This window comes from Bacteroides sp. BFG-637, assembly GCF_024793605.1.
Taxonomy (GTDB): Bacteria; Bacteroidota; Bacteroidia; order Bacteroidales; family Bacteroidaceae; genus Bacteroides; species Bacteroides vicugnae.
The window spans coordinates 1,382,380-1,401,843 of the sequence record NZ_JANUPD010000002.1 but is presented as its reverse complement, the minus strand read 5'-3'; the positions used below and the strand labels follow the sequence as shown (position 1 = coordinate 1,401,843).

The 19,464-nt window shown below is 43.8% G+C and carries 12 protein-coding genes; 6 read left to right on the top strand and 6 right to left on the bottom strand.

Annotated features, from left to right (window positions below; all coding sequences use genetic code 11):
- Positions 1-392 precede the first annotated feature (392 nt).
- The 6 genes from NXX38_RS05945 (at position 393) to cysK (ending at position 5,412) form a co-directional block, all read left to right on the top strand.
- Positions 393-968: a restriction endonuclease subunit S gene (locus tag NXX38_RS05945; RefSeq protein WP_148367760.1), complete on the top strand. Its 576-nt coding sequence runs from the start codon at positions 393-395 to the stop codon at positions 966-968.
- 8 nt (positions 969-976) lie between these two features.
- Positions 977-2,449, top strand: coding sequence for a type I restriction-modification system subunit M (locus tag NXX38_RS05940; RefSeq protein WP_258978800.1), 1,473 nt, complete (start codon positions 977-979; stop codon positions 2,447-2,449).
- A 110-nt stretch (positions 2,450-2,559) separates the two neighbouring features.
- Positions 2,560-2,967 carry a hypothetical protein gene (locus NXX38_RS05935; protein ID WP_148367800.1) on the top strand — a complete coding sequence of 136 codons (408 nt, stop codon included), beginning with the start codon at positions 2,560-2,562 and terminating at the stop codon, positions 2,965-2,967.
- Between the two features lie 200 nt (positions 2,968-3,167).
- Positions 3,168-3,968 (top strand): alpha/beta hydrolase, encoded by an 801-nt coding sequence (locus NXX38_RS05930; protein ID WP_258978798.1) that lies wholly within the window; start codon positions 3,168-3,170, stop codon positions 3,966-3,968.
- 32 nt (positions 3,969-4,000) lie between these two features.
- Positions 4,001-4,342, top strand: coding sequence for a cupin domain-containing protein (locus tag NXX38_RS05925; RefSeq protein WP_217720814.1), 342 nt, complete (start codon positions 4,001-4,003; stop codon positions 4,340-4,342).
- Positions 4,343-4,464: 122 nt separating this feature from the next.
- Positions 4,465-5,412 carry a cysteine synthase A gene (gene cysK, locus NXX38_RS05920; RefSeq protein WP_258978797.1) on the top strand — a complete coding sequence of 316 codons (948 nt, stop codon included), beginning with the start codon at positions 4,465-4,467 and terminating at the stop codon, positions 5,410-5,412.
- Between the two features lie 134 nt (positions 5,413-5,546).
- Here the strand turns inward: cysK and NXX38_RS05915 are convergent, their stop codons facing one another.
- The 6 genes from NXX38_RS05915 to NXX38_RS05890 all read right to left on the bottom strand — a co-directional run bounded on the left by NXX38_RS05915 (position 5,547) and on the right by NXX38_RS05890 (position 19,431).
- Entirely contained in the window at positions 5,547-7,841 is a 2,295-nt protein-coding gene (locus NXX38_RS05915; RefSeq protein ID WP_148367755.1) for a glycoside hydrolase family 3 N-terminal domain-containing protein, read from the bottom strand.
- A gap of 46 nt (positions 7,842-7,887) precedes the next feature.
- Positions 7,888-9,150 (bottom strand): hypothetical protein, encoded by a 1,263-nt coding sequence (locus tag NXX38_RS05910; protein ID WP_258978796.1) that lies wholly within the window; start codon positions 9,148-9,150, stop codon positions 7,888-7,890.
- A gap of 20 nt (positions 9,151-9,170) precedes the next feature.
- Positions 9,171-10,847, bottom strand: coding sequence for a SusD/RagB family nutrient-binding outer membrane lipoprotein (locus tag NXX38_RS05905; RefSeq protein ID WP_258978795.1), 1,677 nt, complete (start codon positions 10,845-10,847; stop codon positions 9,171-9,173).
- A gap of 11 nt (positions 10,848-10,858) precedes the next feature.
- Positions 10,859-14,047 carry a SusC/RagA family TonB-linked outer membrane protein gene (locus tag NXX38_RS05900; RefSeq protein ID WP_258978793.1) on the bottom strand — a complete coding sequence of 1,063 codons (3,189 nt, stop codon included), beginning with the start codon at positions 14,045-14,047 and terminating at the stop codon, positions 10,859-10,861.
- A 20-nt stretch (positions 14,048-14,067) separates the two neighbouring features.
- Entirely contained in the window at positions 14,068-14,883 is an 816-nt protein-coding gene (locus NXX38_RS05895; RefSeq protein ID WP_234131819.1) for a family 16 glycosylhydrolase, read from the bottom strand.
- A gap of 585 nt (positions 14,884-15,468) precedes the next feature.
- A complete protein-coding gene (locus NXX38_RS05890; RefSeq protein ID WP_258978790.1) occupies positions 15,469-19,431 on the bottom strand; it encodes a two-component regulator propeller domain-containing protein in 3,963 nt (1,320 codons plus the stop codon).
- Between the last annotated feature and the right edge of the window lie 33 nt (positions 19,432-19,464).

Genomic DNA, 19,464 nt, shown 5'->3' with positions numbered 1-19,464 from the left:
AATTAGCTATTTCCCTACAGAATATTAAAAATAGAACATTGAAAGTATATATTATCAAGTGTATAATTATTTAAAAGACACTTATTGATGGAGGGGCGTTCGGTACTGAATGTTCGGCTATAGACAGCGGGTGCTTATATGTGAGTATGGATGAGATGCAACTATATCTTTCCGGTTAATATTTACTTATTCTTATTTAGTAGGGTCTCTACTTTATTTTGTTTTTAATTAGAAGAAGTTATAAAAGTAATTTTCATTTTTTGTGTTTTTATTTTCCTCATATTGCATTGATATATCAAAAAGAGTGATATATTTGCAGTGTAATTGAATTGATAACTGAAATTTATTCTTTAACTTTTTAGAATAGTGTGTTTAAGTAGGGACTGTATTGTATGGATAGAAAATCAAAGGATATAAAGAGAATAAGTGATATTGCCATTATGCAATCTGGCATATATATGAAAAGTGATCCGGCAGGTAATATAAAGTATTTGCAGGTTAAGGATATTAATCCGGGGAGTAAACCTGATTACAGTCGGATCACTACAGTGGAGGATAGAGGGATTGGTGATCAATACTGGTTACGGAAAAATGATTTATTATTTGCGGCTAAAGGAGCCTCTAATTATTGTTTTTTGTATGATGGGTTAGTGGAAAAGATGGTAGCTTCTTCGTCATTCATTATTATACGTATTATATCAAAAGATATACTACCAGAATTTCTTTGCTGTTTTCTCAATACCCCATCTGTTCTTAATAAATTGAAAAACTCATCGGTAGGTACAGGAATTCAGGTAATTCCCCAATCGGTACTAAGTGATCTTCAGATCGGCATACCTTCTATGCAGACACAACAGCTTATTGTACAGATGGATCAATTGAGAAGAGAGGGGGAAAGTATTTACAGTGAAATCAATGAACTAAAACGGAGTTTGCAGGAACAGTTGTTGATGGATTCTTTAAAATGAAACATGTTATGATAGAAATTGCATATTATATAGCGAGTAAGGCGAAACAAATTTTAGGTGGAACGCTTTCTGTCAATCAGTATAAGGATTATGTACTGGCTCTGCTATTTCTGAAATCTGCAAATGAGTACTACAAATCAAACGATTCTTTTCAATCGGATGAGAATAAACCTCTCCTCCGGTTGTTGGTGTCTGAACGTAGTTCTTTTGACTATCTTTACAAACAACTTGGCTCGGCGGAGCTTGGTAAGTTGATCAATGTTGCTCTTTATGAATTAGAGCAAGCAAACAGCCGTGTAATTGAAGGTTATGAAATTAATAGAGCCATCAACTTCGAAAGTAATATATTGGGAGATACGAATGAGAGATTGGGTAAATTGCATGAACTTCTTCGTCTGTTTCAGAAACTGACATTAACAGATGATGCCGGTAAGTTAATAGATATCGGTGCTTTATATAATCAGTTATTGTACATTTTTGCCGAAGAGGCGGGTAAGAAGATAAGTAATGTCCTTACTCCTAAAGAGGTTATTGGTTTGGTGGCGGAATTGATAGGTAATAATAAAGATAATAATAGTTTGTGTGATCCGGTATCCGGCAGTGGTACTCTACTAGTTGAAGTTGGTAAAAGGGTTGGAATCAGAGGAGTTGGTATTTTCGGGCAAGAGGCAAACTGGAATCAATATGCATTGACAAAAATGAATCTGATGTTGAATGGATTCAAAGATTCCACTTTTTTTTGGGGAGATAGCCTTAGTAATCCTAAACTGACGGATGGCGACCGGTTAAAGCAGTTTGATATTGTTGTTTCTATACCACCATTTGCAGATAAATGGGCAATAGAGGAAGCTGAGTTTGATCGTTATGAACGCTTTCAATATGGTATTCCTCCTAGAAGTCAGGCTACATGGGCATATATTAGTCATATTCTGGCAAGTTTGAAACCTAATGGGCGGGCTGTTGTCGTGGTTCCGGCGGGGGTTTTGTTTCGTACCAGTGAAAGTAAGATACGGCATCAGATTATTGAGCATAATTTGCTTGAAACGGTTATTGAGTTACCGCAAAATCTGTTTTACGGTACGGCTATTTCTACGGCTATTCTTGTTTTCAGAAAAAACAGGGAGACGACGCAGACTTTGTTTATGGATGCGCGTAAAGGATATATTTCGAATAAAGGTATTTATAAACTTTCGGATGCAATGGTCGAACAGCTTTTAAGCACTTACAAGGGTTTTCTTAGTGGTGAACAGGTTTGGCAGGAAAATAGTTGCCCGGCTTATATTGCTACACAGGAGGAGGTTCGAAACAATAAGTATGATTGGCAGACTGTCAAATATGTGGAGGAGAAGATTGAAAGAGTGGAAGTTGATGTAGAAGCAACTCTGCAAAGAATTGAAAAATTAGAGAAGAGACTGGAGTTTGTCAATGAACAGTTAGAGTATTGTACACAGCAGTTAATCAGGCTAACAAATAGAAAATAGATATACCATGGGAACTATAAATTCTATAATATGTGCTATTATCAGTGCACTATTTACAGTCTTTTTTGGCACACATGTCAAGAAGAAAAACCAGAGTGACGATTTACTGTATGGAAAATACGTTATTGACACAAAGACCGAATGTTCCGGGCCTTGCAGTTTTTGTGAAGTATGAAGATACGACGCCCATTGAAAATCTTTGGAGAATATGTTATATGCTAAAAAATACAGGAAATCAGAATATTGTAGGTGAGGGAGCCCAGTCATCTTTGGTGACTAAAGGGCATGGACTTCCTTTGTATACGAGAAATATAAAACAGATTATTCAAATATCCGCAACAGATAATAGTATAGCCGAGTTGAAAGATAACGCCCTATATTTTAAACAATGGTTGCCGGATGAATATATCACTATTGAAGCTTTGGTGGAAAGCGCAGGTGAGAAGCCTGAATTGTACATTGATAAGCGTGATATTATTAATGCTAAAGTTATTGTTAAAAACAATATCAATAAGTGATTTTTCATTTCGAAGTGGTAAATTGAATAGCGTTTGTCCAAGTTGGAACTTTACCCAATCAATAGTATGAGCTCTTTTTTTAGTCTTTTTTACTTATGTTCTTGGAATAAGGTCTTATCTTTGTTCCTGTCTGAAAAAAAGAATGAACTGCTTAGGTTGATAGTTAATGTAATACTGAATCATTGAAAATAAATAAAGTCATGAAAAAGATTTGCCTTCTTCTCTTTTTGCTTTGTACTTGCATTGCTCAAGCACAAACTGTTTATCGCACCGACAAGGATATATCTTATGTTTCTGGTTCCGAAATGGATGCCTATCGACTGGAACGTTGCAAACTGGATATTTATTATCCCGAAAATAAGAAGGGTTTTTCAACTATCGTCTGGTTTCACGGCGGTGGTATGGAAGGTGGAAATAAATTTATCCCCAAAGAACTGACAGAACAAGGGTTTGCAGTAGTGGCGGTAAATTATCGTTTGAGTCCGAAAGCGAAAAATCCGGCTTATATTGAGGATGCGGCTGAAGCTGTGGCATGGGTTTTCAAGAACATCGAGAAGTATAGTGGCCGTAAGGACCGAATTTTTGTTTCCGGTCATTCTGCGGGAGGTTATCTTTCGTTGATTCTGGCAATGGATAAAAAGTATATGGCAGCATACGGAGTAGATGCTGATAGCGTAGCTGCTTATCTTCCGGTCAGTGGCCAGACGGTGACACATTTCACTATTCGTAAGGAGCGTGGTTTGCCCAACGGCATTCCGGTGGTTGATGAATATGCTCCGGTAAATAAGGCCCGTAAGGAAACAGCCCCTCTTGTACTGATAACGGGGGATAAACATTTGGAGATGGCAGCAAGATATGAAGAAAATGCGCTGTTGGAAGCTGTCCTGAAAAGTATAGGTAATAAAAAAGTGACGTTGTATGAAATGCAGGGATTCGATCATGGTCAGGTGCTCGGTCCGGCTTGCTATCTGATTGTAGATTATGTGAAGAGGTTTAAATAATATAGTTATAAATAATAATAATAGATTGGAAGATGAAAACACGTAGTGATGCTTTTCAGTTTGAGAAAGAATTGGATTGGGATAAACCGGCTCCGGGAATCCGCCGCCAGATAATGGGGTATGACGGGCAACTGATGATGGTGAAAGTGGAATTTGAGAAAGGTGCCGTCGGTTCTATGCATCAACATTATCATAGCCAGGCTACTTATGTCGCAAGCGGCAAGTTTGAATTGAGCATTGGCGACCGGAAAGAAATTCTCTCTACGGGCGACGGTTATTATGTAGAACCTGATCAGCCTCATGGATGCGTTTGTCTGGAAGCAGGTGTATTGATTGATACATTTAGTCCTATGAGGGCTGACTTTCTATTGTAGTATCTGGTAGAAAGTCAGATATGTATGGTATGAATTTACCATATATGTGGTATTTACCTTGAACAGAATCTCCACTATCTTTGTACTATATTAAAAACAAAAGAAATTAAAAACAGATATATATGGAAAAGATAGCAAGAAAATTGACGGATTTGGTAGGTAATACTCCGTTGTTGGAACTTAGCAATTATAACAGGAGTAATGATTTGAAAGCTCGTCTGATTGTAAAGATTGAATCTTTTAATCCTGCGGGAAGTGTTAAGGACCGTATTGCATTGGCTATGATTGAGGATGCTGAAACGAAAGGTGTCTTACAATCCGGAGCAACGATCATTGAACCGACCAGCGGAAATACCGGTGTAGGATTGGCTTTTGTTTCAGCAGCGAAAGGCTATAAACTGATTCTGACGATGCCTGATACAATGAGTATTGAGCGACGTAATCTTTTGAAAGCCTTGGGAGCGGAATTAGTGCTGACTCCTGGTGCGGATGGCATGAAAGGGGCAATTGCCAAAGCGGAAGAATTAAAAGCTGTAACTCCGGGAGCTGTCATCCTACAACAGTTCGAGAATCCTGCTAACCCTGCTATGCATTTACGAACTACCGGTTTGGAAATATGGAGAGATACCGAGGGGAAAGTCGATATCTTTGTAGCAGGTGTAGGTACTGGCGGGACAGTTAGCGGTGTAGGTGAAGCGTTGAAGATGCGTGATCCGAGTATAAAGATAGTGGCAGTGGAACCATCTGATTCTCCGGTACTGTCGGGAGGAAAACCAGGTCCTCATAAGATTCAGGGGATCGGTGCAGGATTTATTCCTAAAACGTACAAAGCCTCTGTCGTAGATGAAATTATTCAGGTGCAGAATGACGATGCTATTCGTACGAGTCGTGAACTGGCCAAGCAAGAAGGGTTGTTGGTCGGCATATCTTCGGGGGCAGCTGTATATGCTGCTACGGAACTGGCGAAGCGACCGGAAAATGCGGGAAAGATGATCGTTGCGTTATTGCCTGATACAGGTGAACGTTATCTGTCTACCATTTTGTATGCTTTTGAGGAATATCCTTTGTGATAATACTGCTTTCTTTCAGATAAAAATAACTGCTCTTTTTTTTGATTCAAACGATTGTCTTTTGTTGTAGACATACAATCATTTGAATCAAAAGGAGCAGTTTGCACTAATAATGTACACTTACTTATAAATGCTTATTTATAAGTAATCGTCAATACTTGATTTCCGCATTGCATACGAAAATCTCCCTGTTCCAGCACCCATTGTCCATCAGCATTGACAAAAGCTAGGTCGCTGTCTTTGATGGATAGAGTGACGGTTTGAGTTTCGCCCGGTTGCAGTTCTACCTTTTTGAAGGCTCGTAACCTGCGGTTTTCAGGAGTAAGCGAGGCCACAAGATCACTGCTGAACAGCATGACGACTTCTTTTCCGGCATATTTACCGGTATTGGTTACGTCTATGGAAAAGTGCAACTTATCTCCTGTGCTAAACGAGGACTTGTCCGTTTGGAAGTTGCTGTATTCAAAGGTAGTGTAGCTCAATCCATATCCGAAAGGCCATTGAACGGAGACTACCGCATTGTAGTCGTAAGCTCCTTCCATCTTGTCCATTTCCTCGCTCACCCGATAATCGTAGGTGGTCAGTGCTGCTTCGTGTCGCGGATATGTGTAAGGCATCTTGGCACTGGGGTTCACGTCTCCTGCCAGAATGTTTGCCAATGCGTCGCCACCGTAGTTTCCGGGTAATAGAACGTTAATAACAGCATCAACCAATGGTTCCAAGTCGTTGATAATACGGGGACGGCCTTCGTTGAGTATCAAGATAATCGGTTTTTCCGTAACGGCAAGTGCCTTTACCAATTTGCTTTGGTTGGCAGAGATAGCAAGTTCGGAAAGGTTACCGGGTGTTTCGCAATACGAATTTTCGCCGATACAGGCGATAATAATATCCACATTGCGGGCTGCTGCGACAGCTTTCTCGATTTCCGGTTCATTTTCTTCCATGTAAGCACCTTCGGGTTTGTAGGTTACTCCCTGTTCCAGACGGACATGATCGGTTCCGAATTTGTTGCAGATTGCTTCATAAATGGTGTTATACTTGTCGGCAAATCTGTCGGTCAGATGTCCTTGCCATGAATAGCTCCAACCGCCGTTCAAGCAACGCATGGAGTTAGCGTTCGGACCGGTTACCAGTATCTTTTTTCCTTGAGGAAGCGGAAGGATGTTATCCTTATTCTTTAGCAATACTTCCGATTCTTCGGCTGCATGAAGTGCGATAAGTGCATGCTCCTTGCTACCGAAGAGAGGATAGTCTTTCAGCAAGGTATTCGGATGGTCGAACAGACCCAGGCGGAACTTTAATCTAAGTACGCGGCGGACGGCATCGTCAATGCGGCTCATGGGTACTTTCTTTTCTTGCACCAACTCTTTTAGTAATGTACAATAATTGAGATCATACGGTTCCATAGCCATGTCTATGCCTGCATTAATTGCCATTTCGATGGCTTCTTTCTTATCCGCTGCCACATGTTCGCGGGTATAAAGATTGTTGATGTCCGCCCAGTCGGTGATCAACATTCCGTCCCATCCCAAGTCCTCTTTCAGCCATTTTGTAAGGAGTTCGTGGTCGGCATGCACAGGCTTCCCGTTGATGGAACCGCTGTTGACCATTATAGTCAGTGCGCCTGCTTCTACACAGGCCTTGAACGGAGCAAAGCATTTCTCACGCAGTTCGGAAACGGATATATAAGCCGGTGTGCGGTCTTTGCCGGTACGTGGTATGCTGTATCCCATGTAATGTTTTACGGATGTAGCAATCCGATCAGCGGGAATATGGTTAGGATCGTCTCCCTGAAAGCCTCGAACAGCATTACTGCCCATAATGGCATTGACTAAACAGTCTTCTCCATAGTTTTCCCACACACGTGGCCAACGGGGATCGCGCGCCATATCGACAGTGGGGGAGTATGTCCAGGGACAATTGCTTGCTCTTGTCTCATAAGCCGTTACACGTGCCGCTTCGTAGGCCAATTCTGGATTGAACGCAGCACCCATATTGATGTTCTGGGGAAAGAGGGTGCCTCCTAATGTATAGGTAGTACCATGATTTTGATCCAATCCGTAGATGCATGGAATGCCAATCTCTTTCATCGACAGTTCTTGTATCCGACTGATAATTTCGTTCCATTTTTCCGGGCTTTGTGCCACAGGGCCGGGAGCGTTAAGAAACGAACCTACCTTATATTCGGCAATCGCTTTGTGGAGTTTTGTCTCGTCCAGTTGGAATTCTCCATTCACTATATCTCCCAATACATCAATGGCAAGCTCGGTCATTTGCCCTATCTTGGCGTCAAGGTCCATCTTTGATAGAAGCTCTTCCACTTGTTGCTCTATTTTTGCGTCTTCAGGAATGGCAGTGGGGACTGCCTGTTTGGAACAGGCAGTCATTGCAATGGATGCGGACATTAAGATAATATTTCTTAGTTTCATTATGATTTATTTTTTAAGTAGCGTAGTTTATCCAATCTGTCATTCATTATTTCACGGTTATTAAATCTACATAATAGCCATGTCCCGTACATAAGAATCCGTCTTCAGTTTGAATCTTATTCAGCATGTCTTGTGTCAGTACCAGTATGTATTCACCGTTTTCCGTAAATTCTATCTTATCTGCCAGACCAGCCCACCAACCTGTGGCAAGTTGCATCTGATGATATTCGGCAGTAGGCTCTATGGAGTAGACTACTTTCAGTGTTGATCCGGCTGTGATACCGGCAAACACATCCTTCGGAATCAGACCGAAACTCTTGTTGGGATCACCGTCCGGCTTATCCCACGAAACGTAATGATGTCCCGACCAAAGCGTTATTTCGGTAGATACGGTAACAGTCTGCTCGGTAGTTGTAGTATTATCGTTCAAGAACTGTACAGCCTCTCCGCTACGGGTCTTGCCTGTCATCGTATAGCTTCCATCAGACAAATCCGGACAAGTCAGTGTAATCTCCGTAGAAGATTGGTTGCTGAATTGAGACACTGTCTGCCCGCCGATGGTTAGAGAAGCGATGTTGTCGAGATTGATGCCGGAAATGGTCCAGTCCGTGTTGGCAGTAGCCCGGTTGGCTCCCGAAATGATTAAGGAAGACTTAGTCACTTTTACCATGTCGGCTCCATATTCATTGCCTTCGGAATCTTGCAGAACGATGCGATAATCGCCTTCACGTACGTCTGTTGGAACAGTGTATTCCAGATATTCCCCATCTTCCGATTCAACATAAGTGGGATCGGTGACCGTGCTTCCTCCCAAGAGGATGGCTGTTACGTTCTGTAGATTACTGCCATATAGACGGGCAGTCTTACCGGGAGATACAATCCGTTCAAAGGCTACTTCCTTGGATTGGGGGTCATCTGCCAATGGGTTGACCAATACCAATCCTTCACGGGAAGTCTTTTTCCCTTTCACGGTTTCTACTTCTATCTTCAAATTATATGTACCGGCTTTCAGACTGCGGTTCATTTCCTTGTCGGAGTCGGTACCCGATTCTACTTCCTGCCCGTCAATAAACCACGTGACTGTGGTGTAATCTTTCGGAGTCACGGTCAGCGAGATGGATAGATTTGCATCCCGGCTGATGTTGGCGAATGTAGCCAATTGACCATTTGTTCTGTCAGGGAACACCGGATCAAGGATATGCGGATCATCATTCTCTGTTACCGTAGCGAACGGTTCTTCGTCGGTGCATGCAGTAAATGTGGAGCCTACAGCGAGTAGGGCAAATAGTGCAATATATATCTTTTTCATAATGGATGATTATTTAATAGTTAGTTTTCAGTATCCCACCACAGAAGGATATGCCAATTATCTGTTCCTCCCATACGTTCAATGGCTTCGTTATAGTTATTCTTATTGTATGAAGATTCCAATACAGGATAGCAGAGGCGAACCGGAATGTCCGTGCCACCGGTGAGATATTGTCCGAAACCATATTCTGCCGGTGATTTCAATTTCGGATAACCGGAACGACGCACATTTGCCCAACATTCGGCAGGGTTGGTGAAGTGAAGAATCCATGCCTGTGTGTTGATGGCTTCGAGTTTCTGATTGTCCGTGTGCCCGAAAGCCCCTTTGTTTTGAATGAATGCATCAAACTCTTCATCGGTGATAGCCGTGCAATCGTAGTTGTCTGTCAGGAAATCCATAGCCGCACGCACTCCTTGCTTGTACAGATTTTCTGCCGAAACACTGCCGACGTTCCATTTTTTTACGGTAGCTTCCGCCATCAGCAACTTCACTTCTGCAGAGGTCATCACTACACCCGGATTGTCGCTTTTAAGGAAATTATTGGCAAGTTTGGGTTCCACTTCACGGGCCATAGTCGCCGTGACGGCAGGATTGTTGACGGCTAATGCTGCACAAATATCGCTGTCGTAACCCGTAGGCCACGGTTCCCACGAATAAGCACCCGGGTCGCGCGGACTGAAAGCAATTCCTTTGTCAATCATCTCTTGAGTGATGTCGACACGATTGTCGGTACTGGTGGCACTCATCAGTCCGTCGTAATAGCAACGGGAAATTCTGAATGTACGGGGATCGCCGGAGTTGTATAGCTGATTAAAGAAGGTAGAGCAGAGATAACTTGGATTGTTGGCGGGGTCGTTGCCGAACAACAGTTGCGGCAATGAATTTCCGCGGTAGTCAGAGTAAGCTTCTTGTCCGAAACTAAATGCTATTGTCATGTATTTGATGAGAGCGTCGCCGGAAGCGTCCGTTATCACACCGCCGTTGGCAGTTAAAGCGTTTTCAAATTCCGTTTGTGCCTTTGTCGGGTTGACATTGGAGATTCGCATGGCAAAACGAAGGCGAAGTGAGTTTGTCAATTGTTGCCATTTAACCACATCACCGGCATAGATGAGGTCGCCTGTCACTTTATCTTTGGACGGATCGATTTTATTGACGGCATCTTCCAGTTCCAGAAAGAAAGCGTTGTAAATATCTTCCTGTTTATCATACTTCGGATTGAACTTCCCTTCGAGGAATCCCAGTCCGGCTTCACTGAAAGGAGCGTCTCCGTAAGTGTCGGTGATGATAGATATCAGGTAAACCCGATAGATGCGGAGCACAGAGTTGATATTCACTTTCTCTGCATCTTCGGCTGTACGATATTCAGCGTCGGTAATGTTCTTCAGAGATTGGGTGTAGAAAGATGTCCAGATACGGCTCATTTCATTATTGTCCACTGTGTGGCGGCCACCATAGTTAGTGGTGTTCCAGCATCCCATCAGTTGTTGGGTGAACGCATAATGGTAGTTACGGTAGATCTCTATCATGCCCAAGTCTCCGTATGTTTGCAGTTGGGCAGTGGTGAGCTGTGCATTCGGGTCGATGGTAGCAGCCTTGGAAGGGTCGGTGTTCATGTTTTCCATGTATTCATCGCTACAAGAAGCGAAAAACAGGGTGCATGCCATCATGATGATTGTGATGTATTTAGATTGTCTCATGATATATCTTTTTAGAATTTCACATTTACATTAAAACCATAGCTTCTGCGTGAAGGCAACGAACCGTATTCAAGTCCCATACCGGTGGTATTGTTGTAGTTGGAATCCGGGTCGATATTTGGAATATTCTTCCATACGATGAATGGATTGCGGGCAACGAACGAAACGGTCAGTCCGCTTATTACATTCTTTAGCCAGGATTTGGGTACATTATAACTCAATGTCAGTTCACGGCATTTCACGTATGAGTTGTCGTAAATAAACATAGAGGGTGCATTACGGCAAACGCTCATCCAGTAGTCTTCCGGATTGATGTAGATGTCATTGGGACGATAAGTTCCATCACCGTTGTCAATGACACCCGGAGCAACGAATCCACCTGTCGGCTTCCAGTTATCGGCTCCTTTCGCAATGCCGGCTGCTAATCTTTCTTCTTCCGAGCGATACCATGCATCGCGTCCAGCCAATGTCTCGGGACTTTTACCCGATTCGTGGGCGGCGCGGGCAGACATGGAATAGAGGTCGGCGCCTATTTTCACATCGAATACTGCTACCAACGAAATATTCTTGTAGGTAAAGTTGGTGAGCAATCCACCTGTCCAATCCCAAGAGGCATTACCCAATACGTGGTTGCTCTTGTCATATTGCGGCAGACCGGTTTGCGGGTCAATCAGAATATCTCCCTTTTCGTTCCGTTGGAAGTCCGGACCTACGATAGAACCAAAGTTTTCGCCTACCTTAGCGGCTACCTGAACGTCGAGCCAAGTCGCCTTTTCCAGTTCAAACATATCCGATTCGCCATCCAGCTCTTTTACCTTGTTGCTGTTTTTGGAGAAGTTCAGATTAATATCCCAGGAGAAATCACGTGTTTGAATCGGTCGTGTGCTAAGGGCAATCTCGATACCTTTGTTTTCTATTTTGCCGGCATTGATTAAGCGATAGTTATAACCGGTTGTCCAGGAACTTGCCATTCCCATAATCTGGTTTTTACTGATTTGAGAATAGTAGGTGAAATCCAACCCGATACGGTTCTTCAGGAATTTCAATTCCAATCCCATTTCCACAGAATTTGTTTTGGTTGGTTTCAAGTCTTTGTTGGGGATGGTTCCGTTATCGATATATCCGATGGTATATCCGGGATAAGCATATTTGGATTTCGTATAGACAAGTCCCAATTGATAAGGATCGGTATCGCTACCCACTTGCGCCCATGACATACGTAACTTTCCGTAAGGCAGGAGGTCACCCAGTTGTGTCAGCTCGGAGAACACAAAGCTACCGGAAAAAGAAGGGTACATATACATATTGTTACTGATAGGAAGGGTAGACGATTGGTCGCCACGCAACGTGGCATCCAGGTAAAGCATGTGTTTCCATCCCACGTTCACTGCTCCGTAAACCGAATTAATCTGCTTGCGGTAACTGCCGGGCACTACACTGATCTCGTTGAAGCTCGTCAATGAAGGGACATCGCGTATCTTCATGTCTTGAGCGGTGGTAACAGTGGTCTGGTTGTTCACCTTATATACATTGCCGCCCAACGTAGCGTTGAAATCGAAATTACCCCAATGGTTGTTATAGAGAGCCAACACTTCAAAATTGTACATGCGGTTGCGGAAAGCGCTGTTTTGAAGTCTTCCGGCTTCGAATCCGGGAGTGGTAGGCGCTTTGTAATCATCGAACGTGAACCAGTTGAGTTCGGCGCCCAGCGTTGCCTGAAGTTTCAGATGCTGGTCAATGTTCCATACAGCTTTGCCATTCATGCGGAACAAGTCCTTCTTGGATTTATTGAAGTTCTTATAGATATCCCAGTACGGATTCACGTTGTAGGGGTCCATACCGTTCCAGTTGGAATATTCGCCGTCGGCAGTCTGATAGGTTCGTAGCCATTCCTGGTCGTAGGTGGTGGCGAGGGTCATCAGGTTTTTACCGATATTGGACTTGCTGTCGCCTAATGCCGGACGGTTCTTCACGTCTTCCCGGGTATAGTTGACGCTGAAATCCAAGTCTACCTTTCCTGTAGACGTATTGGCACGCAGGTTGAAAATATCACGACTCATGTGCGTTTGGGGAACGATGTCTTTATTGCGCATGTCCGTATAGGTGAAGCGAATGCCGGTTTTTCCGCTGTTCACACCTATGATGGCCGAGTTGGTGGCGGTGATACCCGTGCGGAAGAAGCTGGATGTATTGTCGGGGACAATCAGGAAAGGACGTTCCACGCCGTCGAAATACTTCAGCATGTTTGAACCGTCCGCTTTGGGGCCCCAACTCTTGTTCGTGTTGGATATGGCATCATAGCTGTAAGTACCGTTGCTTCCCATACCATATATCTGTTGCACTTCGTCCCATTTGGCGAGTTGGGTGTCAAAAGTCAGTGTTCCGTTATATTCCACGCTGACTTTGTCCTTGTTGGCGCGCTTGGTTGTAATCAAGATGACACCGTGGCTGGCACGGCTACCATAAAGTGCGGATGCTGCAGGACCTTTCAATACCGACATGTTTTCCACGTCATCGGCATTGATACTTGAAATGCCGTCGCCTAAGTCGAAGCCGCCGTTTGTACCGGCACTACCGAAATTGGTATTATCCAGAGGTACACCGTCCACTACATAAAGAGGCTGGTTGTTTCCGGTCATTTCGGTACTGCCTCGCAGAATGACACGTGTAGAACCGGAAGGACCGCCGGCAGTCTGGCTGACTACCAAACCCGGCACACGTCCTGCCATGGAGTTGATGAGATTCGTTTCTTTGGCTTTGGTCAAAGCTTCACCTTTCACCTCATCAATGCCGTAGCCCAATGCTTTGCGCTCTCTCTTGATACCGAGGGCGGTGACCACTACTTCATCCAATGCTTTGGCATCTTCTTTCAAAGTGATATTCAAAGGACCTTTTCCCACTTTCACCTCTTCGGATTTATAGCCTACGTAACTGACAACGAGCGTAGCTCCTGCTTTTACGTTCAAACTGAAATTTCCATCCAAATCGGTAATGGTTCCGTTGGCAGTTCCTTTTTCCACTACAGAAGCCCCGATAATGGGACCTGTGGCATCGCTTACTTTTCCGGTTACCTTGTTGCTTTGTTGTTGAACAGCTTGTGAACTTGGTTCTGTTGCTGCATACACTTGTTGGAAACTTCCCGCCATCCCAAGGGCGAGCGTTCCGCAAAATAATAGATACTTACATTTCTTCATATTCATAGCATGTATATTTAAGATTCCTATAATATTCTCACCCAGTCGATGTACATATTTACTTTCTGACCGTCTTTCAGGCCTGTCAGTTTATTGATGTCGGTAATTCCTGTAAACGCACCTCCCACGGCGAGGTTGAACAGGACGTAGAAGTTGTCGTGAAAGTAAGGGTTCGAGCTAATGTCGAACGTATGGAACTTGACGTTGTCGACGGATATGGTCAGGCTGTTTTCATCCCAATCCAGAGAGTAGGTGTGATAATTGCCGTCTTGCAGACTGCTGGCAACATTGGCTTTGTAGTATTGCTGTTCGTGAGCCGCTATGCTGGGACCATAGTGAATGGCGGTGTTCACTTGTTTTTCTGAAATGCCCGCAGCCATTCCGCTCTGTTCTCCCATTTCCATAATATCAATCTCTCCGCATTGCGGCCATTCTTTGTCGTTATCTCCCATTATCCAGAACGCAGGCCATAGTCCGCCGTTGGTTTTGGGAAGCTTGATGCTCGCTTCTATCTTGCGATACTTGAAGCTCTTTTTTCCTTTAGAATTGACCCTGCCGGAATAGATTTTATTTCCTTTGCGTTCGGCAGTAAGAATCAGAACCGATTTGTCCCCGTCCTTTCCTACTGATACATGAGCGGCATCGTATGCTTGCAGCTCTTGATTGGTCCAACCGGGTTCATGAGTTTCTTTCGTCCATACTTTTTCGTCGAAAAAGTTGAAATCGTCTTTAAAAAGAATGTCTTGTGGATTCTCTTCCGGTTCCGTTCCAACAGAATCAGACGAGCAGGATTGTTGCGCGAAGCAAACGGATAAAAATAGAAATAGTGCTACTTTTTTCATCGTTTTAGCATTTTAAAAGGTTGAACGTAATATGTGCTTTATACTTGTAAAGTCTGGTGCAAAGATGCTAATATCAGGCTAAAACGATGGTCAGATTGCTGACATATAAGGTTTGATTGCTGACAAATCTGCTGATTTTTATCGAACTGACGTTATCCTACCCATCCTTTTTCAAAGATTGCTTCGGTGCGGAAATGAACTAATCTTAGTTTTTCTAAAACCTAATTGGTAGTATGCAATGATTTAATACTCGTTATACATAACTTTATTCGTCTGACAGTTGTTTCTTTTTCGTCTGACAACTGTTATTCTTTCGTCTAACAACTGTCAGACGAAAAAGAAACAGTTGTCAGACGAATAAAATCATGCATCATTAGCCATAAATCCATTAAGCATTAAAAATAAAATTTCACAAGTTCAAAATTAGTTCATAACCAGTACGGTTATGAACTAGATCGTAAATTGAGGATTAGGCACGGATTACACGGATTTCACGGTTTTAATGCAATGATTACGCAAAGCAACTGTTTTTATCCGTGTAATCCGTGCCTAAAATATATTCCTTTCTTATCTTTTAAAGGTTGTTTATTTCCCACTATATTTACTCGGCTGCATCCCGAATTGTTTCTTGAATAATGAACTGAAATATTTCGTGTTGACGAATCCGGTTTCGGTGGCGACGTCGGTTACACTTTTACCTTCCTTCAGCAGTTCGGCAGCCTTCTGAAGTCGGATGATACGGATAAACTCCTGTGGTCCTTTTCCCGTCAGTGATTTAAGACGACTGTAGAACAGTGTCCGGCTCATTGCCATTTCATGACATAAGAGGTTGATGTTGAAATCGGGTTCATCTAAATGATCAAGAACAAACTGTGTAGCTTGCATGATGAACCGGTGGTCGCCCTCGGCCATTGTTTCGTTTGCTGTCGTAACGCTTTTGTTGTCGATGCTTTCGTGGCTTTCGTTGTCGTCCCGTTTGCTACCCGCCTCTACTTGAGCGATGGCCTGTCGCATGAAGAACTGCCGTTGTCTGTTTCGATTGTCAATCAGTCCTTGCACTTTTAGTTTCAGTATTTCGGTACTGAATGGCTTGGGGATGTAATCATCCGCGCCTTTCTTCAATCCTTCCACTATTGCTTCATGGTTAGCCTTTGCTGTCAGCAGAACGACGGGAATACCCGATGTGTCGGGATTCTCTTTGACCAGTTTGCAAAGTTCGTCCCCCCGTATGCCGGGCATCATGACGTCCGAGAGGATGATATCCGGATATTCATTGGCGAGGCAGGCGATAGCTTCGTCTCCGTTGGCGACATCAATCACCCGATAGAGGTGTTCAAAGGTCTGGCGGAGATAGTGACGGAGAGTCTCGTGGTCTTCTACAATGAGCAATGTATTCCGGTCGTCCGGATCTTTCATCTTGTCCGTTTCGTGGCTGTTTTTATCCGATGTGTCGGTAAAGTGTTCGAGGGATGATTCGTGTGATACGGATTCGGCTACGGTGGTAGTTCGTGGCAATGTTACGGTGAAAGTAGTTCCCTTGCCCTCCTCGGAACAGAAAGTGATTTTGCCATGTAGCATCTTTACAATGCGCTGCACCTGCAACAGTCCGAATCCGGTTCCTTCTTCCTGTGACTGCCGGGCATTTTCGGCTCTGTAAATATCGGAAAAGATATGCTTTTTCGCTTTCTTGGGTATACCTATTCCGTTATCTTTCAACGAAAGGATGGCTTTGCGTTTCGTTGCTTTCAGATCCAGGCTGATTGCTCCTTGGGGCATTGTGTATTTGCAAGCATTAGACAGAAGATTGTCGAGTAACATCTCTATCAGATGTTTGTCTGCCGAAATGAAAATGGATTCGTCGGGTTGGGTCAGATTCAGTGTCAACTGCTTCTTCTCGCAAAAAGACCGGAAGACGGAGACTTCTTTCAGCAAAACTTCATTCAGACAAAGCGGAGTTGATAAAAAGGATTGCTTGTGGGCGTCTACCTTTTCAAATTCGAGCAACTGTGTGATGAGTGAATGGAGCTTGCGGGTACTTTCATGGGCCAGATTCAGGTAATAACGGGCTTTGTCCGAAAGATCTTGTTCCCGGTTCAAATCCTCCAGCGGTGCCATGATAAGCGTCACCGGCGTGCGAATGTCGTGCGCTGTGTCGATGAAGAAACGTATTTTGTCTTCGTCGTATTTCTTCTGGAGTTGGTTGCTCTTATACCGCAGAATGAAATAGAAAATGAAACCTATTATAAATAGGTAAATAGTCCAAGCCCACCACGAGTTCCACCATGGCTGACTCACGTGTACTTCTAAGGTGTTTTCGGAGATAGTCTTTCCGTCGCTGCGCCGCAGACTGCGCACCTTAAAAAGATAAGTGCCCGGCGATACTTTGGTGTAAGATGCTTTCCCCTCGGCAGACGGTTTGCTCCAATCATTGTCATACCCCTCTAAAATATGCTGATAGACAATATCGCGCTGGAAACGATAGTTGATAGATTCAAAAGAAATAGTAAACGAGTTGTATTTATAACCGAGCTGTACGGCATGGTCGGCAAGCATATCATGAATGGCGGGTTTCAACGATTCTTCTTCCTTGGCGTTTTGATAATCCACTGTCAGTCCCGTGAAACGCAGGAGCGTCCAGTAGTCAACGGTTGAAATGTCGAGTGGCATGATAAAGACAGCACCATCCGTGCTACCATACACAAACTCACCATTCATTAACCGGGCAAACGAAGACTTGTTATATTCCTTGTCTATATTGCCCGCATAGTTGAGGTTCGACACGCGCAGGCTGTCTATCAAGGCAATTCCTTTTCCGGTGCTGACCCACAAGCGTTTCTTGTCGTCTCGCTGCAAACTATATATATCGTTGGACGGCAATCCTTCTTGAACAGTGAAAGTTTTTACCGTTCGGTTTTTCATGTCATACAGATTCAGTCCTCCCCCTTCGGTTCCCAACCACACTGTTCCGTCGTCATTGAATAGCATAGAGATGATATAAGCACTGACATTCTGATTGTGAAATTCTTGGGAATTGGCATAGTGCTGTATATTTCCTGTGTGCTTGTTCACTAGGAAGAAACCGTTGACGGTAGCCACCGCTACCTGGTTTCGGTCGATAGGTTCAATGGACTGTACCCAATTCACGTCGAAGGAACGTCTGTTGCCTTTTTCTTTTTCAAACATGATCAGGCATCCGTCCAGACCTCCTATCCATAAGTCCCCCTCCATGTCTTGTTTGACGGAAAAAATATAATTGGTAGTCAATTGCCCTTGTTGTTTGGTGAGATGACGTAGCACGCGTCCGTTGTTATCCAATAGATATACCCCGTCTCCGTATGTTCCTACCCATACGTTTCCATTTCCGGATGTGCAAAGAGAAATGGTTACAATTTCTTTCAGCACGTGTTTCCAGGTACCTGACAGGGTGTTTCGGATGCTGATTCCATTATCGGTAGCGAACCATTGGTTGCCATCCGGGTTTTCTTCGATATCATTCACGTTATTGCTGATGAGGGAATGGGGATTTCCTTTTTCGTGCGCTAATATCGAAATGGGATGTTTCAGCAGGATAGCTACAGATACGCCTCCCGTATAACTACCTATCCAGATGTTGCCCTGATCGTCTCTGGTTACGGCATATATGCCATTTCCCCGCAGGTAAGTATCTGTGTCATCTTTGGTATTCATCAGTAAACGGGCTTTCTTGGTGGCTTTATCTATCGCATACACACCGCCACCATCCACGCCTATGAGTATGGTATGCTCATCGTAGTCTGTAATTGCCCGTATCGGATGAAGGAATGTACTCCCTTGTCCCTCCAGTGCAAGCACTTTGGAAGTGTTGAGGTTCATCACAGACAAACCGCTGCCAAATGTGCCTATCCAGAGTTCTTTTTTCGGTTTGTCGCAGAACAATGTCTGTACATTCCATCCTTCCAGCAGTTGGCGTTTTTTATCCGGCAGGGCGTGTGAAAGTTGCCAGACTCCGTTAGAAGTACCCACATAGAGCGATTCGTCGGCAAATGCGATGTCGTTGACATATTGTCCTTTGAGCACGGCAACTATACGGTTGTCCGCTTCCTGCTTGTATAGTCCTTTATCCGATCCCATCCACCAGGTTCCGTCATCATCCAAACAAAGTTTGTTCAAGATGACTTCTTCCTGAATCAATAGCCCCAGATGTAGGACTTGCTCAAAATGATCGTGAATGGTGGAGTATCGGTAGATTCGTCCGGTGTGGTCGTAGGCAAACAGTCCTTGTCGTGCGTCGTACAATAAGTAAAGCCTGCGTCCGGCAAGATCGCCATAATAGAAATTTCCCGGTAGATCATAGTTCTTTACTGCATGACCGTTGTATCTGTCTATTCCGGTTTTTGTAGCAATCCATATGGCACCGTCTCCATCCTCGACAATCGAAAAAACACGTTGACTACTAAGACCTTCCGCATAGCCTACATGCCTGACATCGAACATCCGGCTGGTCAGTTCGGCTTTGACAGCCATACTTATCATTAGTAGTATGGTGATAACAAGATTAAAACGAACCATATTCTTTTAATTGTTGATATCACAAAGATAAAG

Bases quoted from the DNA above. Each gene is read 5' to 3' on its own strand.
- NXX38_RS05945 (WP_148367760.1), top strand. From the start codon at position 393: ATGGATAGAAAATCAAAGGATATAAAGAGAATAAGTGATATTGCCATT.
- NXX38_RS05940 (WP_258978800.1), top strand. From the start codon at position 977: ATGATAGAAATTGCATATTATATAGCGAGTAAGGCGAAACAAATTTTA.
- NXX38_RS05935 (WP_148367800.1), top strand. From the start codon at position 2,560: ATGGAAAATACGTTATTGACACAAAGACCGAATGTTCCGGGCCTTGCA.
- NXX38_RS05930 (WP_258978798.1), top strand. From the start codon at position 3,168: ATGAAAAAGATTTGCCTTCTTCTCTTTTTGCTTTGTACTTGCATTGCT.
- NXX38_RS05925 (WP_217720814.1), top strand. From the start codon at position 4,001: ATGAAAACACGTAGTGATGCTTTTCAGTTTGAGAAAGAATTGGATTGG.
- cysK (WP_258978797.1), top strand. From the start codon at position 4,465: ATGGAAAAGATAGCAAGAAAATTGACGGATTTGGTAGGTAATACTCCG.
- NXX38_RS05915 (WP_148367755.1), bottom strand. From the start codon at position 7,841: ATGAAACTAAGAAATATTATCTTAATGTCCGCATCCATTGCAATGACT.
- NXX38_RS05910 (WP_258978796.1), bottom strand. From the start codon at position 9,150: ATGAAAAAGATATATATTGCACTATTTGCCCTACTCGCTGTAGGCTCC.
- NXX38_RS05905 (WP_258978795.1), bottom strand. From the start codon at position 10,847: ATGAGACAATCTAAATACATCACAATCATCATGATGGCATGCACCCTG.
- NXX38_RS05900 (WP_258978793.1), bottom strand. From the start codon at position 14,047: ATGAATATGAAGAAATGTAAGTATCTATTATTTTGCGGAACGCTCGCC.
- NXX38_RS05895 (WP_234131819.1), bottom strand. From the start codon at position 14,883: ATGAAAAAAGTAGCACTATTTCTATTTTTATCCGTTTGCTTCGCGCAA.
- NXX38_RS05890 (WP_258978790.1), bottom strand. From the start codon at position 19,431: ATGGTTCGTTTTAATCTTGTTATCACCATACTACTAATGATAAGTATG.